The 25,536-nt window shown below is 62.4% G+C and carries 22 protein-coding genes; 1 reads left to right on the plus strand and 21 read right to left on the minus strand.

Annotated elements, in window-relative coordinates; all coding sequences use genetic code 11:
* Positions 1-41: 41 nt before the first annotated feature.
* The 17 genes from JYG34_RS18105 to JYG34_RS18185 form a co-directional block, all read right to left on the minus strand.
* Positions 42-1,733 (minus strand): fused response regulator/phosphatase, encoded by a 1,692-nt coding sequence (locus JYG34_RS18105; RefSeq protein WP_213657715.1) that lies wholly within the window; start codon positions 1,731-1,733, stop codon positions 42-44.
* Positions 1,734-1,741: 8 nt separating this feature from the next.
* The gene (locus JYG34_RS18110; protein WP_213657716.1) at positions 1,742-2,041 is read right to left on the minus strand and encodes an STAS domain-containing protein; all 300 of its coding nucleotides are present in this window, start codon (positions 2,039-2,041) and stop codon (positions 1,742-1,744) included.
* 85 nt (positions 2,042-2,126) lie between these two features.
* Positions 2,127-2,579 (minus strand): flagellar export protein FliJ, encoded by a 453-nt coding sequence (fliJ, locus tag JYG34_RS18115; RefSeq protein WP_213657717.1) that lies wholly within the window; start codon positions 2,577-2,579, stop codon positions 2,127-2,129.
* A 6-nt stretch (positions 2,580-2,585) separates the two neighbouring features.
* Entirely contained in the window at positions 2,586-3,941 is a 1,356-nt protein-coding gene (gene fliI / locus JYG34_RS18120) for a flagellar protein export ATPase FliI (RefSeq protein ID WP_213657718.1), read from the minus strand.
* Entirely contained in the window at positions 3,931-4,704 is a 774-nt protein-coding gene (fliH, locus tag JYG34_RS18125) for a flagellar assembly protein FliH (protein WP_213657719.1), read from the minus strand. Before fliH ends, fliI begins: the two co-directional genes overlap by 11 nt.
* A 178-nt stretch (positions 4,705-4,882) precedes the next feature.
* On the minus strand, positions 4,883-5,902 hold the full coding sequence (gene fliG / locus JYG34_RS18130; protein ID WP_213657720.1) for a flagellar motor switch protein FliG: 1,020 nt from the start codon (positions 5,900-5,902) through the stop codon (positions 4,883-4,885).
* Positions 5,895-7,673, minus strand: a complete 1,779-nt coding sequence (gene fliF, locus JYG34_RS18135) for a flagellar basal-body MS-ring/collar protein FliF (protein WP_213657721.1) — start codon at positions 7,671-7,673, stop codon at positions 5,895-5,897. The genes fliG and fliF overlap by 8 nt, the downstream gene beginning before the upstream one ends.
* A 15-nt stretch (positions 7,674-7,688) precedes the next feature.
* Positions 7,689-8,021 carry a flagellar hook-basal body complex protein FliE gene (fliE, locus tag JYG34_RS18140; RefSeq protein WP_213657722.1) on the minus strand — a complete coding sequence of 111 codons (333 nt, stop codon included), beginning with the start codon at positions 8,019-8,021 and terminating at the stop codon, positions 7,689-7,691.
* Between the two features lie 106 nt (positions 8,022-8,127).
* Positions 8,128-9,498: a sigma-54-dependent transcriptional regulator gene (locus JYG34_RS18145; protein WP_213661216.1), complete on the minus strand. Its 1,371-nt coding sequence runs from the start codon at positions 9,496-9,498 to the stop codon at positions 8,128-8,130.
* Complete coding sequence (locus tag JYG34_RS18150) at positions 9,498-10,715, minus strand: sensor histidine kinase (protein ID WP_434011135.1); 1,218 nt, start codon at positions 10,713-10,715, stop codon at positions 9,498-9,500. The genes JYG34_RS18145 and JYG34_RS18150 overlap by 1 nt, the downstream gene beginning before the upstream one ends.
* 204 nt (positions 10,716-10,919) lie before the next feature.
* On the minus strand, positions 10,920-12,395 hold the full coding sequence (gene fleQ / locus JYG34_RS18155; protein ID WP_213657724.1) for a transcriptional regulator FleQ: 1,476 nt from the start codon (positions 12,393-12,395) through the stop codon (positions 10,920-10,922).
* A 167-nt stretch (positions 12,396-12,562) separates the two neighbouring features.
* Positions 12,563-12,859 (minus strand): flagellar protein FliT, encoded by a 297-nt coding sequence (locus tag JYG34_RS18160; RefSeq protein WP_213657725.1) that lies wholly within the window; start codon positions 12,857-12,859, stop codon positions 12,563-12,565.
* A 15-nt stretch (positions 12,860-12,874) separates the two neighbouring features.
* Complete coding sequence (gene fliS / locus JYG34_RS18165; protein ID WP_213657726.1) at positions 12,875-13,270, minus strand: flagellar export chaperone FliS; 396 nt, start codon at positions 13,268-13,270, stop codon at positions 12,875-12,877.
* A gap of 132 nt (positions 13,271-13,402) precedes the next feature.
* Entirely contained in the window at positions 13,403-14,809 is a 1,407-nt protein-coding gene (gene fliD / locus JYG34_RS18170; RefSeq protein WP_213657727.1) for a flagellar filament capping protein FliD, read from the minus strand.
* Positions 14,810-14,889: 80 nt separating this feature from the next.
* Positions 14,890-15,249, minus strand: coding sequence for a flagellar protein FlaG (locus JYG34_RS18175; protein ID WP_011534917.1), 360 nt, complete (start codon positions 15,247-15,249; stop codon positions 14,890-14,892).
* A gap of 72 nt (positions 15,250-15,321) precedes the next feature.
* Entirely contained in the window at positions 15,322-16,182 is an 861-nt protein-coding gene (locus JYG34_RS18180; protein ID WP_213657728.1) for a flagellin domain-containing protein, read from the minus strand.
* A gap of 286 nt (positions 16,183-16,468) precedes the next feature.
* Positions 16,469-17,404, minus strand: coding sequence for a ketoacyl-ACP synthase III (locus tag JYG34_RS18185; protein WP_213657729.1), 936 nt, complete (start codon positions 17,402-17,404; stop codon positions 16,469-16,471).
* 333 nt (positions 17,405-17,737) lie between these two features.
* Here JYG34_RS18185 and JYG34_RS18190 point away from each other — a divergent pair, with 333 nt between their 5' ends.
* On the plus strand, positions 17,738-18,517 hold the full coding sequence (locus JYG34_RS18190; RefSeq protein ID WP_213657730.1) for a class I SAM-dependent methyltransferase: 780 nt from the start codon (positions 17,738-17,740) through the stop codon (positions 18,515-18,517).
* 77 nt (positions 18,518-18,594) lie between these two features.
* Here the strand turns inward: JYG34_RS18190 and JYG34_RS18195 are convergent, their stop codons facing one another.
* The 4 genes from JYG34_RS18195 to JYG34_RS18210 are packed head-to-tail and all read right to left on the minus strand — an operon-like array spanning position 18,595 to position 25,519.
* Positions 18,595-22,134, minus strand: coding sequence for a glycosyltransferase (locus JYG34_RS18195; RefSeq protein ID WP_213657731.1), 3,540 nt, complete (start codon positions 22,132-22,134; stop codon positions 18,595-18,597).
* 48 nt (positions 22,135-22,182) lie between these two features.
* Positions 22,183-23,337 (minus strand): dTDP-4-amino-4,6-dideoxygalactose transaminase, encoded by a 1,155-nt coding sequence (gene rffA, locus JYG34_RS18200; protein WP_213657732.1) that lies wholly within the window; start codon positions 23,335-23,337, stop codon positions 22,183-22,185.
* 24 nt (positions 23,338-23,361) lie between these two features.
* Positions 23,362-24,741 carry an NAD(P)/FAD-dependent oxidoreductase gene (locus JYG34_RS18205; RefSeq protein WP_213657733.1) on the minus strand — a complete coding sequence of 460 codons (1,380 nt, stop codon included), beginning with the start codon at positions 24,739-24,741 and terminating at the stop codon, positions 23,362-23,364.
* Positions 24,742-24,751: 10 nt separating this feature from the next.
* Positions 24,752-25,519: a dTDP-6-deoxy-L-hexose 3-O-methyltransferase gene (locus JYG34_RS18210; RefSeq protein ID WP_213657734.1), complete on the minus strand. Its 768-nt coding sequence runs from the start codon at positions 25,517-25,519 to the stop codon at positions 24,752-24,754.
* Between the last annotated feature and the right edge of the window lie 17 nt (positions 25,520-25,536).

Raw genomic sequence — 25,536 nt, forward strand, 5'->3', positions numbered from 1 at the left:
AACACCTCGGCCCGAGGTTCATTCCCGGACCAACCTTTGACTCACCACTCGAACTCCACCCGCGCCAGACACCCGCCTTCGAGCCACTGAGCACGACAGCCCAGGCGGCGGACCAGGCTCAACCCTCGCCCGCTGAACCCCTGCTCGACCGGTGCCTGCGCCAGCACCCGCCCCACATCGAACCCCGCGCCGCTGTCGCGAACCTCGATCCTCAGATGCCCACCCTCACCGCGCGGCTCCACCAAGAAGGCGATTTCGACAAAACCCTCGATGTCGTCCGCCAGGCGCTGGCCACGTTGACGATAGTACTCGGAGAAGCCCTGCGCGTCGCGCTTGAGGCTTGAGTCCAAGCCCAGCACACCGTGCTCCAGGGCATTGGAATACAACTCGCTCAACACGCTGTGCAGCATCCCGCTGACAGGCCGCAGGCCATGTATTTCCTGCAAGAGCTGCACCAGGTAAGGCACCGGATTGAACCGCCTGAGGCTCTCGCCACGCAACGTGAAGTTCAATGCCCACTCCAGCGGGCTAGAGCGCCCGCTGTCGGAATAGACCACGGCCTGCGGCACGACGTCCACAGGCGCCAGCATGCGGATATCGCACAGGCTGATGTCATCCCGGGTCTGGCCACCGAAACGTTCCAGCGCCTGCATGACCTCATCGAACAGCTGGGCGGGCTGGCGGTTTGCAGCCAGCACCTGGCGCAGTCGCCCCACCCCGAACAGGCACTCCCGCGCGTCACCGCTGTCGATCACGCCGTCAGACAGCAGGAACAGGCGCTCCCCCACCGCCAGCGGCATGACCTCGGTGGCGTCGTCGAACTGATCAGGCGCCAGGATCCCCAGGGGCAGATGGCGCGAAGGCAAAACCGCCAGCACCTCACCCTGCGCCGAAAGCCGGTAGCCATCCGGCATCCCGCCATTCCAGAGCTCCACCGTCCCACGCTGGAAGCTCAAGTTGAGCAACAGCGCGCAGCAGAACATGTCCACCGGCAGGATGCGCTTGAGCTTGGCGTTCATCTCGCGCAGCGTCTCGACCAGGCCGTAGCCCTTGGCCGTCATGCCATAGAAGACTTCCGCCAGGGGCATGGCGCCGACGGCGGCCGGCAGGCCGTGCCCGGTGAAGTCCCCCAGCAGGACGTGCATATCGCCGGACGGGGTGAAGGCGGCCAGCAGCAGGTCGCCGTTGAACAACGCATAAGGCGACTGCAGGTAGCGGATGTTCGATGCATTGAGGCAGCCAGAGTGCGCGACCTTGTCGAACACGGCCTTGGCCACCCGCTGCTCGTTGAGCAGATGATGGTGATGGCGGGTGATCTGGTCGCGCTGCTCCAGCACCACGGCCTGCAACCGGCGCAAGCGGTCCATGGCACGAATCTTGGCACCCAGGATCACCGCGCTGTAGGGCTTGGCCATGAAGTCGTCGCCCCCGGCCTCCAGGCAGCGCACCAGCCCCTCTTCCTCATTGAGCGACGTGAGGAAGATGATCGGCACCAACGCCTCGCCCGCCAGTGCCTTGATCTGCCGCGCCGCCTCGAAGCCATCCATCACCGGCATCAGCGCATCCAGCAACACCAATTGCGGCCGCTGTGCGGCAAACACCGCCACCGCCTGCTCGCCGTTCTCCGCCGTGATGACCTCATGCCCCTGGCGCCGCACGATCTGCGCCAGCAGCATGCGGTCCGCAGCGCCGTCCTCGGCGATCAGCACGGTCAACGCCTGTTCGGCAGGCATGACGGCATTCAACTGATGTCGAACAGCTTATCGAAATTGGAGATGGCCAGGATCTTGCGAACGTCAGGGCTGGCGTGGACCACGCGGATATCCGGCTCACCCCCCCCGACATGGTCACGCAGCAACAGCAGCATGCCCAACGCAGAGCTGTCCAGATAGGTGGCCTCTTTCAGGTCGACGATCACCGAGTCCGGCTGGCGACGCTCGTAGGCGTCCCTGAATTCCTGATGCTTGCCGAAATCGAAACGACCCTTGACCTTGATCGTCAGCTGTTTCCCGTCCTGTGAAAAATCAGTCTCGACTGCCATGCCAGCGATTCCTTCGTTGATGGCGGATGCAACATCTGAAGGTTTAGCAGCCAGCCCGGTACCCCGCAAGCCGAGAGGCCGGCTCCTACAGGTGGGTCTGGCGCGGCAGGCGCTGGGAAAGTTCGTCGAGCAGGCGCTGCTCGCGCTTGTCCTCGGCCCGCCGGGCCTCGTCGAGGTAGCGCTGTACCAGCTTGCGCAGCCCTTCCACCCGGGCATAGGCCTGCTGCCAGGTGTTGCGCGCATTATTGAGGTTGTTCTGGTGCCAGGTCAGGCTCTGGCGCTGCTGGGTCATCGCGGTTTCCAACTGAGCGAGGAAACGCTGGTAGTTCAGCAGCCAGCTGCCGTCGACTCCCTGCCCGCCGCGGCTGATCCACTGCATCTGATAGGCTTCGCGGAAACTCTCAAGCTCCGCCAGCTTGACCTGGGCGTCACTGACCAGCCGCTGGAAATGCCCCACTCGCTGGGCAGCCTTGCGCTCGGCCTCTTCGGCCATCTCCACCACCGGCACCAGGCGTGCGGCGCGACTTGGCTGGGCCATGATCTATCAGCCCGCCGGCGGCACGAAGATCGCGCCCAGCTCTTCGCGGCTCTGGGCCAGGCCGACATTCTCGTCCAAGCCCTGGCGCAGGAAATCCACCAGCTTGGGCTGCAGGGCGATGGCCAGGTCGGTCTCCACGTCACCGCCGGCGACATACGCGCCGACACTGATCAGGTCGCGGCTCTGCGACAGGCGCGACCACAGCTGCTTGAACTTCTGTGCCTGGCGCAGGTGGTCGGGGTCGACCACCTGGGGCATGACCCGGCTGATGGACGCTTCGATATCGATGGCCGGGTAGTGCCCTTCCTCGGCCAGGCGCCGCGACAGCACGAAGTGGCCGTCGAGCACGCCCCGCGCCGAGTCGGCGATCGGGTCCTGCTGGTCGTCGCCTTCGGACAGCACGGTATAGAACGCCGTGATCGACCCGCCACCCGGCTCGCCGTTACCCGCCCGCTCCACCAGCTTGGGCAGTTTGGCGAACACTGAAGGCGGATAACCACGGGTGGCGGGCGGCTCGCCGATGGCCAGGGCGATCTCGCGCTGGGCCTGGGCGAAACGGGTCAGGGAGTCCATCAGCAACAGGACATTCTTGCCCTTGTCGCGAAAATACTCGGCAATCCGCGTGCAGTACATTGCCGCGCGCAGCCGCATCAACGGAGCGTCGTCCGCAGGCGACGCGACCACCACCGAACGCTTGAGCCCCTCTTCACCGAGAATATGCTCGATGAATTCCTTCACTTCGCGACCACGCTCACCGATCAGCCCGACGACGATGATCTCGGCCTCGGTGAAGCGGGTCATCATGCCCAGCAGCACCGACTTGCCGACACCGGTGCCGGCGAACAGACCAAGACGCTGGCCACGCCCGACCGTCAGCAAGCCATTGATGCTGCGAATACCGACATCCAGTGGCTGGCTGATGGGGTCGCGATTGAGCGGATTGATGACCGGGCCATCCATCGGCACCCAGTCCTCGGCCTTCATCCCACCCTTGCCATCCAGGGCCCGGCCGGCGCCGTCGAGCACCCGCCCGAGCATGCTCATGCCCATGGGCAGGCGACCACTGTCATCCAGCGGCACCACCCGGGCACCCGGGGCCAGGCCGGCGATGCTGCCGACCGGCATGAGGAACACCTTGTCACCGGAGAAGCCCATCACTTCGGCCTCGACCTGCACCGGGTGATAGCTGTCGTCGTTGATCACCAGGCAGCGGCTGCCCACCGCCGCACGCAGGCCCTCGGCCTCCAGGGTCAGCCCGACCATGCGCAGCAGGCGGCCTTCGACCACCGGCTGGTCCGGCAAGCGTATGGCGTCGGCGTAACCCTCGAGGCGCTTGCCGAAGCTGGTGCGGTCAAGGCGCATCAGCGGCTCCCGGCTGGTCCTCGAACTCGATGGCGATATCCGGCGCGGCAGGATGCAGCGAATGGTCGTGGGACTGGTCGAACAGCTGCGCCACGGCCTTCTCGATTCGCGTCTCCATGGTCGCGTCGATACGGCTGTGGGCAGTCTCGATGCGGCAACCTCCCGGCAACAGCGCCTCGTCCTCGAGCAGCTTCCAGTTTTCCTCGTGGCGCTCGCGCAGGGCCTTGGCCAGCTCGAAATCCTGGGGGTTGAGATGGATGCGGATGTTGTCGGCGCCCATGGGCAGCAGCTTCAAGGCTTCGCGCAGGACATGGGTGATGTGGCTGGAGTCGGTGCGCAGCTCGCGGCCGATGACCTGGCGCGCCATGTGCGCCACCAGTTGCACCATGCCTTTCTCGATCTGGGTATCCTGCTCGGCGATCGGTTCGAGCAGGTGGCCCATGAGCTGCTCCAGGCTCGCCAGCTTCGCCGCCAGGGCGACTTCGGCCTCCTGGCGCACCTTCAGCTGGGTGCTATGGAAACCTTCGCGCTCACCGGTGGCGAAACCTTCGTTATAGGCCTCCTGACGGATGGCTTCGAGTTCTTCGAGGGTCAGTGGCTGGACTTCGTCCAGCGGCACTTCCTCGATTTCCTCTTCGACGACCTCGGGCTCAGGTTCGGGTACCGGCTCAGGCTCGGGGTCGAAGCTGGGCAACGCCCAGACGTCGACACCCTCGAGGTCGCGGGCGCGGATCAGGTCGCTGGGGTGTTCGGTGGTAGACATGTTTTCAGGTACTCAAAAGCCATCTGCAACCAACGCGCCCCTGTAGGAGCGGCCTTGTGCCGCGAAAGGGCTGCAAAGCAGCCCCGGCAATTCTGCGGTGACATCAAGATCGCGGGGACGATGCGCAGCCCTATCGCGGCACAAGGCCGCTCCTACAAGGACCGCTTCGCCCCGCAGGTCAGATCATTTCCTCGGCGCCCTTGCCGCCAAGCACGATCTCGCCGGCCTCGGCCATGCGTCGGGCGATGGTGAGGATTTCCTTCTGCGCCGTTTCCACGTCGCTGACCCGCACCGGCCCTTTCGCCTCCAGGTCGTCGCGCAGCAGTTCCGAGGCACGCTTGGACATGTTCTTGAAGATCTTGTCCTTGACCTTCTCGTCGGCGCCCTTGAGCGACACCACCAGCACGTCGGAGGATACTTCGCGCAGCAGCGCCTGGATACCGCGGTCATCGACGTCGGCCAGGTTGTTGAAGACGAACATCAGGTCTTCGATCTGCTCCGACAGGTCGCTGTCGATCTCGCGGATCGCGTCCATCAGCGCACCTTCCACCGAGCTGTCGAGGAAGTTCATGATGTCGGCGGCGCGCTTGATGCCACCCAGGGTTGTGCGCGCGGCGTTGGAGTTGCCGGAGAACTGCTTCTCGAGGATCTGGTTGAGTTCCTTGAGCGCCGCCGGCTGCACGGTATTGAGCGACGAGACGCGCAGGACGATGTCCAGGCGCACCTTGTGGTCGAAATTGCTCAGCACTTCACCGGCCTGGTCGGGGTCGAGGTAGGCGACCACGATGGCCTGGATCTGCGGGTGCTCGTAGCGGATGACGTCGGCCACGGCACGCGGCTCCATCCACTTGAGGCTGTCCAGGCCGCTGGTGTTGCCACCCAGCAGGATGCGGTCGATCAGGCCGTTGGCCTTGTCCTCGCCGAGCGCCTGGTTGAGCATCTTGCGAATGTAGCCGTCGGAGCCGACGCCCAGGCTGGTCTGGTCGCCGACGATCTCGACGAACTCGCTCATGACCTGCTCGACCTGCTCGCGATGGACGTTGCCCATCTGCGCCATGGCCACACCGACCCGCTGCACCTCCTTGGGCCCCATGTGGCGCAACACCTGCGCGGCATCGGTCTCGCCGAGCGAGAGCAGGAGAATGGCCGCCTTGTCGACGCGGCTCAGCTTGGCGGTAATGGCTCGATTGTCACTCATCGGCGTTGATCCACTCTTTCACGACCTGGGCCACGCGACCCGGGTCTTCGGCCACCAGGCCCTTGATTGCGTTGAGCTGTGCCTCGTAACCCTCGCTCGGGCTCGGCAACAGAATGCTTGTCGGGCCACCCAGGCTGACGCGGTCGTTGGCCAGTTCGCCATCCAGACCGATCATGCCGCCCAGCTCCATGTCGCTGTCCGTGGCGGCTTGCTTGCCGCCACCTGTGATATTGGTGAGCACCGGACGCAGCACGCCGAACACCAGCACCAGGATGAACAGCACGCCCAGCACTTGCTTGACGATGTCCCAGAACCATGGCTGCGAGTAGAACGGAATGTCGACCAGCTCGTCGCCACGGTCGGCGGCGAACGGCACGTTGATCACGGTCACGCTGTCGCCACGGCTGGCATCGAAGCCCACGGCGTCCTGCACCAGGCGGGTGAAGCGCGCCAGGTCTTCGGCACCCCACGGGGTGCGGGTGGCTTCGCCGCTGGCGGCGTCGAGCTTGACCTGGTCGTCCACCACCACGGCCACCGACAGGCGGGTCAGGCGACCCTGCTGCTGGCGGGTGTGGCTGATGGAGCGGTCCAGCTCGAAGTTCTTGGTGCTCTGCTGGCGCTTGTCGCTCGGGTAAGGCGCGAGCATCGGCTGGCCGGTGGCCGGGTCCATGATCTGCTGGCCGTTGGAATCCACCAGTGGCTGGCCAGGCTGGATGGCACCTGCAGGGGTCGCGGGCGCACGGGCGTTCTCAGGCGCGGAGGCGCCGGCCGGCGGCTGGTTGCTCAGGGCACCGGGCACACCTTGCGGGCCCTGGCTGCTGGAGCGCTGCTCGTTGACCGACTGCTCGCTGCGCAGCGCCGGCTGGTCAGGGTTGAATTGCTCGGAGGTAGACTCGACGGCGCTGAAGTCGACGTCGGCCGACACTTCGGCCTTGTAGCGGTCATTGCCCAGCACCGGCTGCAGGATGTTATGCACGCGCTGGGTGAGCAGGCCTTCCATGCGACGGCTGTAGTCGAACTGCTTGCCGGCCATGGTCAGGGCGGTGTCTTGCAACTGGTCGGAGAGCAGGTTGCCCTTCTGGTCGACCACGGTCACCTGCGACTTGTCCAGCTCCGGAACGCTGGTGGCCACGAGGTTGACGATGGCCATGACCTGGCCGGCTTCCAGGGCGCGACCAGGGTACAGCTCGACCAGCACCGAGGCACTTGGCTTGCGCTCGTCACGGACGAACACCGAGCTTTTCGGGATCGCCAGGTGCACGCGCGCGGCCTTGACATTGTTCAGGCTGGAAACGGTGCGGGCCAGCTCGCCTTCAAGGCTGCGGCGGTAACGGGTGGCTTCCATGAACTGGCTGGTGCCCAGCCCCTGCTCTTTATCCAGCAGCTCGAAACCGACGTTGCCGTCGCTCGGCGCCACACCGGCGGCGGCCAGCTTCAGGCGCGCACGGGAGAGGTCGTCGGCCTTGACCAGCAGGGCACCGGAGTTCGGTTCCACGTGATAGGGGATGTCGGCGGAGGCAAGCGTGTCCATCACTTGCTTGGTGTCCATGCCCGCAAGGCTGCCGTACAGCGGCCGGTAGTCCGGCTGCTGCGACCAGAGCACCACGGCAAAACCGATGGCCACGCTGGCGGCCAGGCCGACCAGCAGGCCAACCTGCCGCAGCATGGGCATCTGCGAGATGTTTTCCAGGAACGCCATGCCGAACAGCGGCGGCTTGGCTGCTGGCGGGCCACTTTTGGCGGGGGCGTTATCGACGACTGCTTCGGCCATGACTCACTCTCGCCCTTATACCGGCATCTGCATGATGTCCTGGTACGCCTGTACCAGCTTGTTGCGCACCTGGGTCAATGCCTGGAACGACACGGAGGCTTTCTGCGAAGCGATCATGACGTCAGTCAGGTCGACACCGCTCTTGCCGATCTCGAAGGCGTTGGCCAGCTGGCTGGAGGCCTGCTGGGTTTCGTGGACCTTGCCAATCGCCTGGCCGAGCATGTCGGCGAAACTGCTCTGCCCCGGCGCCAGTTCGGGCGCGGCAGCGGTCTTGGGCGTGGACATGGCTTCGGCCTTCATGGCGCGCATGTCCATCATCAGACGATTGAATTCAACACCTTGGGTCATGGACTTCTCTCTCCGGCAGCCGCATTTTTTTGACACTCATGCAGCGAATAGGCTGGGACTAGCAAGAGGAGTGCCAGCCCGCCCGTCATACATTCAAAACAGTTGATCAGCCGAACAGGCTGGCCTCCACATCGAGCCCCGCGTCGCGCATTTGCGCCAGCTTGTAGCGCAAGGTGCGCGGACTGATGCCCAAACGCTCGGCAGCTTCCTTGCGACGGCCGCGCTCGGCGCGCAAGGTGTCGATGATCATCTGGTATTCGTGGCGACGCATGTCGTCGCCCAGGCCCATGGACTCAACCGCGCTATCCTCGACCACTGGCGTGGCCCTGGCTGGAGCCGACAATGGAATGACGCCGGCCAGACAGAAATCCGCCGCCTCGATCACCCCACCCTGCTGCAGGATCAGTGCCCGCTGCAAGGCGTTGTCCAACTCGCGCACATTGCCCGGCCAGGCGTGCGCCTGCAGGCAAGCCCGGGCATCGGCCGACAGTCGTACCGGCGCATGCCTCATCTTGCCGACATGGCGTGCCAGCAGGCGCTCGGCCAGCGGCAGGATGTCGCCCGGACGCTCGCGCAGGGCGCGCCAGGCCAGCGGGAACACCGACAGGCGATAGTAGAGGTCTTCACGGAAACGCCCAGCCGCCACCTCGCCAAGCAGATCGCGGTTGGTGGTGGCCAGTACCCGGATATCCAGGGCGATCGGCTTGCGTCCACCGACCCGTTCCACTTCGCGCTCCTGCAACACCCGCAACAGCTTGGCTTGCAGCGCCAACGGCATTTCGGAAATCTCGTCGAGCAACAAGGTGCCGCCATCGGCCTGCTCGAACTTGCCGGCCTGCGCGGCAATGGCGCCCGTGAAGGCCCCCTTCTCATGACCGAACAGCGTGGCTTCGAGCATGTTGTCGGGGATCGCCGCGCAGTTGATCGCCACGAACGGCGCCGTCGCCCGTGGCGACTGCTGATGAATGAAGCGCGCCAGCACCTCCTTGCCGGTCCCCGACTCACCCGAGATCAACACGGTGGAGTCGCTGCGCGCGACCCGCGCCGCCAAGTCGAGCAATTGCAGGCTGGCCGGCTCGCAGGCGACGGGCCCCTCTTCCTCGCCCACCTCGAGATGACCCGCCGCGTGTCGCTCCACCAGACTGATCAGCGCCTTGGGCTCGAACGGCTTGACCAGGTAGTCGACCGCCCCCTGGCGCATGGCCTCGACCGCCCGCTCCACCGCGGCATGGGCCGTCATCAGCAGCACCGGAAGCTGTGGATGGTGGCGCCCCAGTTGCGCCAGCAACTGATGACCATCCATGCCCGGCATGTTCACATCACTGACCACCAGGCTGAACGGTTCGCGCGCGACCGCCTGCAACGCCTCCTCGGCCGAACCCACGGCAAGATGGGCGAAGCCGCCGATCTCCAGGGTGTCCGCCAGCGCCTGGCGCAAGGTACGGTCGTCCTCGACCAGGAGCACCTTGATATCCATCATTGCGCCCCCTTCGAGGCAGCAGCGATCAATGGCAGGATCACCTGGGCGCAGGTACCGCGCCCCGGCCTCGAACGCAGCCGCAAGGTGCCTTGGTGGGCACGCACCACAGCCTGGACCACCGCCAGGCCCAACCCGGTACCCGTCGACTTGGTGGTGAGGAATGGCTCGCCCAGCCGCGACAGGAGCTCGGCATCGATGCCGCTGCCGGCATCACTGACGCACAAGTGCAGGTACTGGTCGCGCCGGTAGAGGTGAACCTTGAGCCGCACCGCCCCTTCGCTGGCCTGCACGGCGTTATCGATCAGGTTGAGCAAGGCGCCCACCAGGGTGTCGCGATTGCACAACAACTCGCCAAGGTGCACATCGCATTGCCAGCGCACCGACTGCCCCTGGACATGGACCTGCGCAGCCTGCTGCAGCGCCTGGAACAACGCCTTGGGGGTCAGCCGATCGCTCAGCGGCAGCTCGCCACGGGCAAACACCAGCATGTCGCGCACCTGGTGCTCCAGTTCGTGCAGGCGCTCCTTCAGGCTCCCCGCAAAGCGCTGCCGGGTATCGTCCGACAAGGTTTTTTCGCTGTCGGCCAGATGACCGGCATAGAGCATCGCCGCCGACAATGGAGTACGGATCTGGTGCGCCAGCGAGGCCACCATGCGGCCGAGCGACGACAGGCGCTCATGGCGCGAGAGTTGGTCTTGCAGGCGACGGGTCTCGGTGAGGTCGGTCAGCAGCACCAACTGCCCGGGCTCGGCATCCAGCGAGCGCGTGGCGATCGACAGGCGGCGACCGTCACGCAGCGATACCTCATGGCCGTCATCCTTGCGCGGCGCGAAGCTGCGCGCGATCACCTGGCGCCAGAGTTCACCAACCAACGGCTCGCCCAGCAAGTCGCACGCAGCAGGGTTGGCCTCGCGCACATAGCCCTGCGCATCGATCACGATCACCCCGCCCGGCAGCAGGTCCAGCAGGTTCTGCAAACGATTGGCCACCCGCTCCTTCTCGCCCAGCTCCGCCATGCGCTGGGCACTGACCACCGCCAGCTCACCCTTGAGCTCACTGACGCGCGCCTCGAGCATGCTGTACGACTCGCTGAGCTGGGAAGAAACCTGATTGAACAGGGCGAACGCCTGCTCAAGACCCTGTCGGCTTTCCTGCTCGACCGGGGTGCGCCCCTGCGGATCGGGGACTCGGGACATGTGGGCGGCCTGGGGCATCGTGCTCTCTCGCGTGGCTGACCGTCAAAAACGGTGTATTGCCAGCGATATAGCAATACGCGTGCCGGAGGTGGCGAGAGACAACCGGGGAGCATTCGCAGAGACGGCCGCGAGACCGCTGATCATGGGGCTTTGCACCCCTTCGAAAGGTAGGGACATTACATCCGCGGGGCTGTCCATAGCCCTCGACGGATACCGCAGGCGTCAATCCTCCGCCTGTTCCTCGCCACCTTGACGGCTCATGCCGTACTTGCGCATCTTCTCCACCAGTGTGGTGCGGCGGATACGCAACCGCTCCGCGGCCCGGGCAACGATGCCATTGGCGTCATCCAGCGCCTGCTGGATCAGCCCCTGCTCAAGGCCACCGAGATAGTCCTTCAGGTCGAGCCCCTCCGGCGGCAGCATGGCATGGCTGGCGAAGTTCGGCGTGTTACCGTTGATCGCCACGCGCTCCTCGAGATCGCTGCGCAGGCTGTCTACCAATTGCTCGTCCTCGTCATCGACGTAGCGGAATTTCTTCGGAAGCTCCGACACGCCGATCACCCCGTAAGGGTGCATGATCGCCATGCGCTCGACCAGGTTGGCCAGCTCACGCACGTTGCCCGGCCAACCATGCCGGCACAGCGACATGATCGCCGCCGAATTGAAGCGGATCGAACCACGCTTCTCGTGCTCCATGCGCGAGATCAGCTCGTTCATCAGCAGCGGGATATCCTCGACACGCTCGCGCAGGGGCGCCATCTCGATGGGGAAGACATTCAACCGGTAGTAGAGGTCTTCGCGGAAGGTCCCATCCTCGATCATGCTCTCGAGGTTCTTGTGGGTCGCGGCGATGATGCGCACATCGATGCTCTGGGTTTTGTTGCTGCCCACCCGCTCGAAGGTACGCTCTTGCAGCACGCGCAGCAGCTTGACCTGCATCGGTAGCGGCATGTCGCCGATCTCGTCGAGGAACAGCGTGCCGCCGTTGGCCAGCTCGAAACGCCCGGCGCGGCTGGTGATCGCCCCGGTGAACGCGCCCTTCTCGTGGCCGAACAGCTCGCTCTCGAGCAACTCCGCCGGGATCGCCCCGCAGTTGACCGGCACGAACGGCGCCTCGCGACGCTTGGAGTGGTAGTGCAGGTTGCGCGCCACCACCTCCTTGCCAGTACCGGACTCACCCAGTATCAGCACGCTGGCGTCGGTATCGGCCACTTGCTGCATCATCTGCCGTACATGCTGGATGGCACGGCTGGTGCCCACCAGGCTGCGGAACAGGTTGGGCTCGCGTTGACGCCCCCGCTCACGGGCCTGGTCGTACATCTCGCGATAGACCTGGGCACGGTGTAGCGAGTCAAGCAACTGGCTGTAGCTTGGGGGCATTTCGAGGTTGGAGAGCACCCGACGACGCAGGTCTTCGGGGAACTCGGCAGAAGAAATTTCACCCAAAAGCAGAACCGGAAGGAACTCATCCCACCCAGCCACTGTCTTAAGGAGCCCCAGCACACTGGCTGGAGCATTCACGGTACCGATCAGTACGCACAACACTTCACGGCTCGAGCTCAACGACTCGACGGCTTGCTGCCAGTCCTGACTGGAACAGGACAGGTTTTCTTCGCCGAGGAAGTTCAGCACCACTGCCAGATCGCGGCGGCGGGCGCTGTCGTCATCGATCAGGAGGATTTTGGTTTCACGCCACATGCAATAGCAACTTCCCTAGTCATATCGGCGCCCTGAGGGCATGCTCGAGATCATTCCGACTGAATGGTCAGTGTTCGGACGTCTGAAATTCGAAAACAGCCACTAGTAAAGTCAAAAAACCGCACACAGTCAAATTTATGGCGCGCTGGTTTTTACATCATCTGTGGTCAAGAGAACAGATGGTATACCTTTGCGGCATTTTCCGCCTGACGGATCTGCGTCATCTCGTCGACTATTGATTGACGCTCGCCACTTGCAATCTCGATCAGTTGCCGATAAACCCCCAGCAACTGCTCCAGGCTGCCGCGCACCTCATCTTCGTTGATCGCCGCCTCCGCCACGATATCCTCGACGCAGACACGGCACTCCAGATCGAGCTCGCCGATGGCATCCCAGTCACGACTGGCCAGCGCGGCCAGCAAGGCCTCGCGGGTCTGTTCGATACGCTCGACTACCTCGCTCATGACATCTCTCCCGATTCAGGGCGTCGGCTGTTGATCGCCGATCGCATCCCAGCCTTCCTTGACGGTGATCAGCAGGCGCGCCACTTCATCGATGATCGCCGGATCGCTCTTTACGTTCGCCTCGACCAGACGGCGGCTCATGTAGGTGTACAGGTTGTCCAGGTCCGCCAGGCTGTCGGCATGGTTTTCCAGGTCCAGCCCTTCACGCAGGCCGCCGATGATATCGATGGCCTTGCCGATCAGAATGCCGCGCTGGGCAATGTCATTGCGCGCGATCGCGCCCTTGGCCTGGGCCAGGCGGTCAAGGCCGCCCTGCATGAGCATCTGCACCAGGCGGTGCGGGCTGGCCTCGGACGTCTGCGCCGCGCCATTGACTTTCTGGTACTGCCGAAGGGCCAACATCGGGTTCATGGATCTACCTCGTTGCAGCGAAAAAGGTGCATATACCCCTGTATCGCCGTCACGTCAAAAAACTTTAGCCGTCAAACGATGAAGCCCGGGGCACCTGTTCGGTGCCGCCGGGCTTCTGTCACCAGCGATCGATTACTTCTTCGCCTGGGCGTTGATCGCCTCGAAGATGGAAACGATCTGCTCGCCCTGCTTCTTCACCTTCGCCAGCGCCGCATCCAGGGCCGCGTACTTCTTGGTCAGCGACTCGGTCAGGGTCGCAGTGCGACGATCCAGGGCCGCCTGCTGGTCGAGCAGGCTCTTGGCCGCCTTGTCGAGGTTGCTCTTGCGCGAATCCAGCGACCCACCCGTCGAGTTGTACGGGTCGATAGCCTTGTTCATGCGCTCGAACAAGCCGTTGGTGCCGGTGAACAGCTGTTGAATATCCGGGCCGAGCTTCTTGTCGTTCAATGCCGTGGAGAACTTGGTGCTGTTGAACTCCAGCGTACCGTCCTTCTGGGTGTTGATACCCAGCTGGCTCAGCGTGGTCAGCCTGTCGCCGTTACCGACTTCGGCCAGCACCTTGCGCACATCACCCAGCAACGAACGGGTGGTCGGGTCGCCAGTCAACGGACCGAGGCTGGTCACTTTGCCACCGGAGTCCTTGGTCGGCGTGGTCAACGCCGAGACCGCCTTTTGCAGCGTGTTGTAGGCATCGACGAACGACTGCACCGACTTGCGCAGCCCATCGTTGTCCAGCGCCACGGTCACCTTGGTCCCGGTAGTCGCCCCAGCGGGGGTGGCGCCGGTGAGTTCCAGGGTCAGGCCGCTGATCGCGTTGTCGACCGTATTCTTGGGGCTGGTCAGCTTCAGACCGTCGATCGTGAACTCGGCGTCCTGCGCTTTGGCAGAGATGTAACCGGCACCAGAACCGGCGATCGGCTGAGTACCATCGATGGCCAGTTCAGGGATACCGCTCACGGAAATATCGCTGCCAGCGCCGGTGGTGGTGGAGCCGAACACCAGGCGCGAACCACCCGCCTCATTGATGATGTTGGCGGTGATGCCCTTGGCGCTCATTTCCTTGTTGATCTGGTCACGCACGCTCTGCAGCGTGGCACCGCTGGCAACGGTGATCTTGTAGTCCTTGCCGCCCTGGCTGATGGTCATCTCACCGGCACTGATCGCCGAAGAGGCACCGCCGGCGAACTGCTGGCTGGCGACCTTGGAAGAGGTGGCAAGCTTGTCGACCTTGATATCGTAGGTGCCAGGCACCGCGGTATTGCCCGACTTGATCTTGACCACATTTTCATTCGCGGAGGTACCCGCGAAGGCGTTGAAGGAGGGAGCATCCTTGTCGTTGAGCTTCTTCATGGCATCCTGGAATGCCGTCAACGCGCTACGCAGGGAGCCGATACCCGAGAGCATCGCCGAGTTGTTGCTCGACTGCCGGGCAATCTGATTGGACTTGGCCGAGGTGTCGGCCTTCACCAACACATCGACAATCTTGCCAATCTCGAGCCCGTAGCCCTGGCCCGTGCTTGGAATAATGGGGCTTGCCATGCTGTTGTCCCTCTCATCAACGCGTCAGCCCCACTCCTGCAAGGCTGACATGATTCACATCATTGGGTGTTCGCCGCCGGTCAGACCTTGGCGTCGAACAGAACACTTTTGACATCGCTGAGGCTGTGGGCGATACGCAGGGCTTCTTCCGAAGGAAGTTGCCGGATCAACTCACCGGTCTCGCTGGCGATGACTTTGACCACGATCTTGCCAGATTCTTCGTCAGTGACGAACTCCAGATTGCGTCGGGTCTCTTTCAGGAATTTCTCGATCTCCGAGACGGCGTCCTTGACCTTGTCGGTGGCATTCACCTTGACCGGGTCTTTTTTCTGCTCGCCATCCGGGGAAACCTCGGTCGACCGGGTAACCGGTTTCTCGGCAACCTGCTCGGCCGTACGTGCGGCCGGGTAGGACAGGTTCAGCTTGAGGCTCATGTCCATGTCTACCACCTCACAATGAAAAGGCGGGGAAGCGCCCGAAGGGCACTCCCCCGCCGCAAGCTACAAGGCAGATTAGCCCAGCAGCTTCAGGACTGCCGATGGCAGCTGGTTGGCTTGAGCCAGAACCGAGGTCGAAGCTTGCTGCAGGGTCTGCTGCTTGGTCAGCTGGGCAGTTTCAGCAGCGAAGTCGGTGTCCTGTACACGGCCACGAGCGGCTTCGGCGTTCTCGTTGATGTTCTGCAGGTTGTTGATGGTGCTGGTCAGACGGTTCTGGTTGGCACCCAGGTCGGCACGGGTGGCGTTGATCGCGTCCAGAGCGCTACCGATAGCGTCCATGGCGGCGCTGAAGGTGGCTTCGGCGGCGGTGCTGTTGGCACCGGTGATGCTCTTGCCAGCCAGGGCGGTCAGGGCAGCGCCTGCACCGGTGGTCTTCATGGCAGCGCTGAGGGTGATGGTGATCTGGTTGGCGGTACCGGTGTTGGAACCAACCTGGAAGGTCATGGCGCCAGCGGAACCGTCCAGCAGGTTCTTGCCGTTCAGCTGGGTGCTGTCAGCGATACGGTCGATCTCTTTCAGCATCGACTGGAACTCTTTGTCCAGAGCGTCACGGTCGGTCTGGCTGTTGGAGTCGTTTCGCGATTGCAGGGCCAGTTCGCGCATACGCTGCAGGATGTTGGTCTGCTCTTGCATCGCGCCTTCAGCGGTCTGGGCGATGGAGATACCGTCGTTGGCGTTCTTGATAGCCATGGTCTGACCGCGGATCTGCGAGGTCATGCGGGTAGCGATCTGCAGGCCGGCGGCGTCGTCTTTGGCGCTGTTGATTTTCAGGCCGGAGGACAGACGGGTCATCGAAGTGCTCAGTGCGTCGGAAGCACGGTTCAGGTTCTTCTGAACGCCCAGAGAGGTGGTGTTGGTGTTTACAGTCAAAGCCATGACGAATTCCTCGTTGGATTGGGTACTACGGCTTCCGGCCTTGGCAATTCGCCGGTTATGTGGCCTAGAGAACCTTCGTAATGGTTATCGTCGTCGGGGCAGTTTGCTTTAGCGCCTTTTGCGAATTTTTTTACTGGCACCCTGCCACCTCAATGAAATCAAGGCTTTGACGCCAGAAATCCACCACCCGAAAGGCCTTGCGGTAGAGCGGCCAACCTCTGGATCACAGGCACAAAAAAAGCGCCGGCCGGTTTCCGGCGGGCGCTTTCTCTTATAGCGGCACAGGTCAGTCGGTGCGCTCGATGATCGCCGAACCCCACGACAGGCCGACGCCGAAGCCACTGAGCGCCACACGCTTGTGCTGCGAGCCGAGCACGTGTTTCTCCAACAACAGCGGGATGCTCGACGACACGGTATTGCCGGTTTCGAGCATGTCCTTGACGAATTTCGCCCGGTGCGCACCGTCATCGAATCGCTGGGAGACGGCGTCGACGATCGCCGCGCTGCCCTGGTGCAGGCAGAACAGGTCCACCTCCTCGGCCCGCAGTTGGCTGACATCGAGCAACTGCTGCAGGTGCGCAGGCACCTTGACCAGGGCGAAGTTGTAGACCTGACGGCCGTTCATGAAGAACTTGCCACCGGTGGTGCGCAGGTGTTCGGCACCGGCACCATCGCTGCCGAACAGCGACTTGCCCAACTGCCAGGCAGCGCCCTCGCCCATCCAGGTCGCGGTGGCGGCATCGCCGAACAACATGGTGGTGTTGCGATCCTCAGGGTCGACGATCTTCGAATAGGGGTCGGCGGTGATCAACAGTCCATTCTTGAGACCAGCGGCCTCCATGAACCCCTTCATCGCATATAGACCATAAACATAGCCGGAGCAGCCCAGCGAGATATCGAAAGCGGCGACAGCGGTCGACAGCCCCAGCTTGTGCTGGACGATCGCCGCAGTGTGCGGCAGGCCTTCGGCGTCACCATTCTGGGTGACGACGATCACCACATCGATGGACGCAGGATCAAACGCCGGATTGATAGCGAACAATGCCCGGGCGGCTGCGACACTCAGGTCGGAGGTTTCCTGCGCCCCCTCCTTGCGCGGCAAGAAGGTCGAACCGATCTTGCCGAAGATGAAATCCTGGTCCTTGCCGAACTTCGCACCCTGGGCGTAGTTGTCGACACCCTCTACAGGTACGTAACTGGCGATGCTTTTGATGCCAATCATTGTGGCTTCCCGATGGATATGGCGAAAATTCACGGGCGTTACGACAAGGCCACAGGCCCTGCATGTCGCGTCGACGTGGCCGCCCGCTGATTCAATAGATTAGAGATGCACGTTTCGACTGCCAAGTCACGCCATCATGCATCGCACAGCATCGGGTCGACAAATCTTCTCGTCCGATCACCCAGGCGCCCTCCACCCTGAGCACAGGGCAAAGCTCCGCACATTCCAGGCACATATCTTGCCTGCTCAGGAGTGCTCAGGAGACTTGCTCTGAGCAACGATACAACGCCCTGCCCCGTGGCAGGGCCGTCATCAATAATGAAGGACACCCCAATGAAGGTCTGCCACACCTATCGAGAAAACCTATACCAGCTGCTCGGTGCGATCTTTCAAGTCATGGACAAACGTCCGGTTGTCGCTGAACTGGGAGTACTTCGTGGTGAAAATGCACTGAAGATCCACTCAGCCCTAGCGCCGGAAAAGATGGTGCTGATCGATAGCTGGAGCAAGGCCGCCAATGACGCCTACAGCCCCTTCGACGATCTGCCACCCTGGGTCGTGCCTGTCGACACCTATGATTACTACTATGGCGGCTCGCTGCATGATCAGCTGACCTGGGACAGGCTCTACGAGGAGTGCCAGGCGCGATTCGCGCAACTGCCCGAGGTGACAATTATCCGCTCCGAAACCATCGGCGCCATCGACAAGGTCCGACAGGAAACTGACATCGACAAGTTCGACTTGGTGTATATCGACGCCAATCACCAGTACGAATACATCCTGCGCGACCTGATGTACTACCAGGACCTGGTGGCCGAAGACGGTTTCATCATGCTCAACGATTGCTGCCACAGCCCTAACGGAATCAAGCAGAACCTGGGCGTGCTCGAAGCCCTGGGCAGCTTCCTCAAGCGTTCGGACTTCATCCCGGTCGCCATGACCAACACCGACTGGTCGGATGTGATCCTGGTTCGCAAGAACTCCATGCTTGTCCAACTGATGGACATGGCCCTGAGCAACTCGGACGTCCCTTACGTCGAAATCCCCTACCAATTGATCACCGCGGCACGCGTGGTCTACGGAAACCAGCGGCACAACATCAGCTTCACCTGAGGCAGCCCCCGCAAAAAGACAAAGGCGCTCCACGGAGCGCCTTTGTCGTTGACTGCCTGAAACCCTCGCGCTGCCGATCAGTCCGCCAGCCAGGCGCGGCGCCAGCCCTCCAGCCGCTGCCCTTCGAGCAACCAGTCGCTGCGCACAATGGCTTGCTGAGCATCACCCAGCGCCGCAGAAGCATCAAGGTCCTCCAGGTGCAGGCGGATCGCATGGACCCAGTCGACAGCCTGGTTGCCCACCCGCGACAACGGCAAGACATCCCCCCCGGCAAAGCCGGCAACCCGACTGCAGATGACCGCCTGGCCGCATGCCGCGTGCTGGAGCACGCGTATATCGCCGGAACATGCATTGACCAAGGTTTCAGCCATGGGCACCAGGGCAATGTCCAGATCCAGGGCTGCCAGATTGCCCCCCAGGTACTGCACATCCGTGACAGGATGATGCTCTTTCAGGTACGGTCGCAGGGCTGCCGGGCAATCACCCAGAACCACCCAGTCGACTTCAGCGGCCAACATGGGGACAACCTCGGCAAGCAAGTACGCATCATGACAGCCCATCCAGCCCACGCGCGGCCTTTGCCCTGCACGACGCTTCCCTTGCAGGCGCCCCCACGAAGCAGGCAACACATTTTCAAGCACCCGGATATCATCATGCCGCCCCTGCACCAGCTCAGCCAGCGCGGCGGTAGCAACCAGTACCCTGTCGGCCTGCATCATGCCGAAATGCATACGCCGCAGCAGATCTTCGCCAGCCCCCGATCCACCTTCGTAGACCTGTGGGTAACAGTCCAGGTCGTAGACCTTGAATGCCTGTGAAAAAGCACGCAAGCGACGCAACGTCAACAAACCGGCATCAGCCAATGGGCGCTGCAACACGATGCTTGAAGGCTTGAAGCGCTCGATCTCCACCAGCGACGGCACTCCGGCGATCACCGCACCATCAATATGCCCTGCGTCGCGCAAAGTCTCCATCGGACCGAGCAGGCGCGAGTGCACCGCCCCCTCCTGATCGGCTGCGCAGGCAAGCACGCCAGGTACCACCCCCTGCAATGGCCGCCAGCTCATATCGCACCCTTGAACAGCAAATTCCTCGCCAGCACTCAGCGAGAAATTGACGTTATATGCCGGGTCACTGGCCAATTGAGGCAACCAGCGCGCATACAGTGCATCTTCCTGATCGTCACTGGCCGGCGCGTCCTGCGAAGCATCCAGCAAAAGCCGGGTATGCGGCGTCCAGACATTCAGGTAACCGGCTTGTAGCAGCCTGAGGCACAGGTCCACCGCCACCCAGCGGGAAAACAGCGGATCGGTGTCGAAGCCTCCAAGCTCGATGAACAGCGAGCGACGTACCATCAGGCACTCACCGCCGACCGCCGAACAATTCTGCTCCAATCCGAGCCGCCCCATGTAACCGGAGTCCTGCGCCGACCGACCCGCGAAGGCGCGCCCGACTTCACCCCCAAGCCCCAACACCAGGGCCGCTTGGCGCACAGTGCCGTCCAGGGTCAGCAGCTTGCAACCAACGCCCCCCACCTCTGGGCGCTGTGCATGGTTGAGCAACACTTGCAGCCAATCGCCATCGACGACGACGGTGCCGACATCCAGCCATAGCAGGTATTCACCCCTGGCCTCCTCCACGGCCGCATTGCACATTTGCGCACGGACGTAACCAGGCTCGAAGCGCAGTATCCTGAATCGTCCCTCCCCCATCTGCCCGACCATCGCAAGCCAATCGAGCAACAAGGGATCATCACTGCCCGGCTCGACCAGCAACACCTCATAGTCGCCATAGGCGGTCTGCGCCAACAAGCTTTCGAGGCAGCGCTGGAAGTGCAACAGTTGCCCCTCGAGAAAAAGGACGATACTGATCGACGCCGGTCGCTGGTGCGCATAGTCGATACGGTAGCGCCCCGGCGCCGTTGCCAAAGGCAGCGTCTGCGCGGCGACAAATCCACGGTCTTGCAAATGCGCGTCGATCACTGCGCATTCATCGGTGCATGCCTGCAGCCGCAGGGCATTGCCAATCAGTAACGGCTCACTGACATGCCCCACACACCCGAGCCCCCGCGCACTGATCAAGCGCAGCTGGTAATCAAGCTCGAAAGCTCGGCCGACCGCCTGATTGAAGCCACCGAGCTCGCGCCAGGCATCGCATCGGTACAACCAATGCCGCGACAGATAACCAGGGAAGGCCAGCAACATGTCCAGGTTCAGGTCGGGGCGCAACGCACTATCGACCACCCCCTGCTCCTGACGCACGGCCTCATCCGCATAGACAGCCACGCACTCCATGGGGGCTCGGGTCAACTCCAGTGCAATCTGCAACAAACCACTGGCGGTGAACTCGCTGCCAGCGTCCACCAGCATGAACCAATCGCCGCACCCACTTGCCAGGCTGGTGTCGATTGCCGCAACTGACCGGTCGGGATCACAATGCGCCCACCTGACGCCGTCCCGCCGAGGGCTCTCCCCCCCCAACACGCAAACCTGCACACCAGGACACAGACTGCGATCCAGGCTGTCCAGGGTGATCTCCAGCGCCACGGGATCACCGTGATCGACCACCAGTACGACAATACGCACATCTGCAGCATCGGCCAGCCGGCCTTCGATCACCTTCATCTGCTGCGGCCGAGGATAACGCTGTCGCAGCCAATCTCGCATTCCCAGCTGGTTGCCCACCGCCTCGCGGCGAGCCGCCGCCTGGGTCTTCTCGATGAATACCTCCAACTGGCCCCAGAACGGCGCCGTTCGTTCGACGTAGCGTTGCAATGCGCCATCCACGCCGGCCTGTGCATGGGCCAGCGCATCCTCGCGATCCATCATTGCGAAACCTGCGCTACCGACGAAGCTGGCATCGAGGAAGGCCTGGTCAATGCCATGCCCGGGAATAAAGATGACCGGACACCCACAGAGCACCGCAATCACGCAAGTCATCGACCATTCATGGGTGTACATCACCTGCGCGCGCTGAAGCAACTGCGCCAATTCCGGCAGCGTCAGGGCATTGGCCATGCTCAGCAGGCGAATATCCTCAGGCAGTTGCGAGTAGTCGATAGCGTCGAGGGGAAAGCGATTCTGGTACAGGTAGCGACCTTCACGCCGAGCGTGCGACCGCCCGGCACAGAACAGGTCGATATCGATGGTAGGCAAGCACAGCAAGTCACCATTCGGGCGGCCGTGATCTTCGGCAATCAGTTTTCCCGAGTAGAACAACAGATCGCTGGGAGCGGCCTCCATGCTCCGACCATTGATGAAGCCCTCAAAGTTCAACAGGAAACGGGCCACGACAGAACTGCCGAACGGATTGCCTGTTGTAACTTCCGGATAGACTGCGATTGGCACCCGACCCGCAAGGGCGTGACGCTGGCTGGCCGCGTCGTCAAGCAGTGGCGTCTTCAACTCCGGGTTCACCACCGTGCCACCCAGAATGTAGGCTTCCCGTCCATTCAGGTTGAGCAAGTGGCACAGGTAATGAAGCGAGGCGATCCCCGACGAGGTCTCCCGGTAATCCGGCGCCATGATGTAGTACGGGTGCTCCGGCCGGGCATACATCAACCGCAGACACTTCATGGCCTGCTCCAGGCCAGCGCCGGCCTGTACGGAAATCGACATGGGGTGAAAACTCCAGAAATCAGCTGAACACTCGCCGAGCGGAGGCAGTCACGCCTGCCGCGCACCTGCGAAGAATTGGAAGATAGCGGCACAGACCTGCGCGACCTGGCGGATGCTCATATCGGAGTAGAGCGGCAGACGAAGCAGGCATGCGGAAACCTCCTGCGTGACGGACAGCTCTCCGACACTGCGCGCATAGCGCAATCCAGCGGGCGAGTCATGCAGGGGTACATAGTGGAACACGGCGTAGATGCCCCGCTCGCGGAGAAACTCGATCAGTTCACCGCGCTCTTGGTTACTGCGCATCAGCAGATAGAAGATATGCGCGTTGGCCGGCTTGCCGCCCTGGGTACGGGGCAAGGTGAAATAACCATCCACCTCCAGGGGCGCCAACTGGTGAAAATACGATTCGTACAACGCCCGACGATGCGTATTGATGCTTTCCCCCTGCTCCAGCTGCGCATAGAGGAAAGCAGCCGTCAACTCGCTGGGAAGGAAGGACGAGCCCACATCGACCCAGGTGTACTTACTCACCTCACCACGGGAAAAGGCTTTGCGGTTGGTGCCTTTCTGCCAGACTATTTCAGCTCGCTCGATCAACTTGGGGTCATTGATCAGCAGTGCGCCACCCTCACCGCTGATCACGTTCTTCGTTTCGTGAAAACTCAGGCAGCCCAGGTGGCCTATGGTCCCCAGCGCGCGGGTTTTCTCACGGGCGAGAATCGCCTGGGCAGCATCCTCGATGAGGATCAGGCCATGCTTGTCGCACAACCGCAACAAGGCGTCCATATCACAGGGTTGCCCCGCGTAATGCACCGCGACAATTGCCTTGGTCTTCTCGGTGATAGCCGACTCCACCAGGCGCTCGTCCAGGTTCAGCGTATCCTTTCGCACATCCACGAAAACCGGCACCGCGCCGCGCAGAACGAAGGCGTTGGCCGTTGACACGAAGGTGAACGAAGGCATGATGACTTCGTCCCCCGGCCCGATTTCGGCCAGGATCGCAGCCATCTCGAGGGCTGACGTGCACGAGTGCGTCAACAGCGCCTTGGGGCACCCCAGATTGACCTCCAGCCATTCCTGGCACAAGCGCGTGAATTGCCCATCGCCAGCAATACCGCCGTTCATCACCGCCTGCGCAATGTAGAACAACTCTTTGCCAACGACGAAGGGCTTATTGAAAGGAATGATCTGCTTGCTCACGTTCGTGTCTCCGGCGCTCAGGCTTCAGGCAAAGTCCGACAAGGAAAGATAACCACCCAACAACGCATCCAAGAAATCCACCTGAATGGTCTGCTTGAGCTCATGCTTGTCGAAGAAGGCACGCGCACGCTGGTAGTAGTACTGCTCCAGGGCCTGGTCAGCGTCGGTATGCCCGGCATCGAAACCATGCTGCGACAACGCCGAGCATTTCACCGCCGCATACTTGCGACAGCACGCCTCAACCGACTGATCGAGCCACGCGCTACGTTGGGGGCGGGTGAACTCGAAATACGCCTTGGCAGGTGCAGAGATCGGCTTGTCCAACAGCAATGCGGCCAGGTTGTCAGCCAGCCATGGCGCAAAATGGTAGCCATCCCTGCGGGTTCCGGAGGCGATGAAGGTGTTGTCGTTGAGCTGGCCGATAACCGGATAGCCATCCAAGCTCAGCGGGCGATAGCCGAAGTTGTAGCGAATGAACCCACTGGTACGGTGCAGGTGGTTGACCTGGTTGATGGCACCATTTATCAGCGCCGCCACCGACTCGGCCCGCGGGTAGTGTTCGTCAGCGGTTGTCACAAGGTTGGTCGCCCCGACGACGAACTGATCGTCCTGGTAAGGCGCATGGTAGATACCACAAGCGCCACCACGATTGGGGGTGCGCAGCACATAGCGACCCTTGATACCAGGGTTTTTCAGTACCACCGTGGCACCGACGCCGTTGATCACCCGTATGCAGCCTTCCTCGCCCCACAGCCGCGTGGCCATGCTGCCATTGGCCAGCACGACGCGTTCGGCCCCCAGCACTCGCCCATCTTCCAGGGTCACGCCACGGGTGCGGCCGTTGATCTTGTCCAGTGACTTCACGACACCATCGACAAAACGCACACCGCGTTTCTCCAGTGTCGCCTGCAGGGCATGGATCACACCATCCGGATTGAGCACACCCTCGCGCGGCAAGAACAGCGCCTGGCGCGTGCGATAGTTGGCCCCAGGCACATAGGCCGGTTCCAGATGCGGGTCAACACGCTCATAAGGCTCGGAGAATTCGTCAAGGTAACCGGCGATCGCATCGAATGCGTCATCCTCGAAACGGTTGGATGCATTGTTGTTCACCACTACCGTGCCTAGACGATAGTGTTCGGCAGGTATCTCGAACTCTTCGACAAAGTTCTCCCAAAGACGGGCTGAAGCCTGGCTCAACTCGAACTTCAGACGGTCACGTGGATGATCGAGTGCGCCAGGCTCAAGCTCGGCGAAGGAATTGAGCATGGCCGCCGCAGCCATGGATGCGCTGTAGGGACGCGCGGCCGGCCCGACCACCTGGATGCGCTCTCCTGGAACGCTACGCGACAGACCTGCGGCGATAGCCAGGGCGACCATGCCATTACCAACAATCAGAAACATGGTGCGCTCCTTACAGCAGCTTGACGATGCACAGGGATGGATAGGTTTCCGAGCGCTTGATCTCGTGACGCACCTTCCCCAGCACCTGGGCGACATAGGCATAGCCCTCGCCCGGCAGGAAATCGCGCTGCAGCTGGAAGAACACCAGCAATGACCCAGGCACGCAGCGCGGCAGAATCTGTTCCAGGGCGAACCGGGTCGGCCCCTCCAGGTTCATGTCGAAGAACGCGAGGGCCACCAGCAGGTTGCGTTGCTGCTCGATGAACGCTGGCAAGGTGTCCTTGATGTCCCCCTCCACCACCTGATGCCCGCCCGGCACCTGAGGCAAGGCATTGATGCCTTCATGCAGGGCCAGCAGGTGTCGCAGGTAATCCGCATAGCCATTGCCAGTGTCGTAGCAACCGTCCTGGAAATGCGCATTGGTGACTTGCCCGTCGCCAGCATGGGATTTGTAACCGGCGAAGGTATCGAAGGCGGCGATCCGGCGTTGTTTGTTGAACGGCTCGAAAATTGCCCGAAGGTTTTCACAAAGTACGGCGTTCTGCCCACGCCACGTACCAAAGTCCAGCACAGAACCAGGTAACCGGACGATCTCGCGATAGAGATCGGAAATCGCCAGCATCCGCGCCAACGATGCAGAACGGATAAACAAGCCAAGATTACGTTCTTTCTCGGCATCATCCAGCGGTGAATTGCTGAAAGCCTGCCAGAGCTGCTCACGTGCCTCGAGCTGGCTATCGCTGGACTGTGTGACGGAAGTGGAACCTTTTTTGAGCATGGTGTTCTCCAGGCAAG

This window comes from Pseudomonas entomophila, assembly GCF_018417595.1.
GTDB classification, from domain to species: Bacteria; Pseudomonadota; Gammaproteobacteria; order Pseudomonadales; family Pseudomonadaceae; genus Aquipseudomonas; species Aquipseudomonas entomophila_C.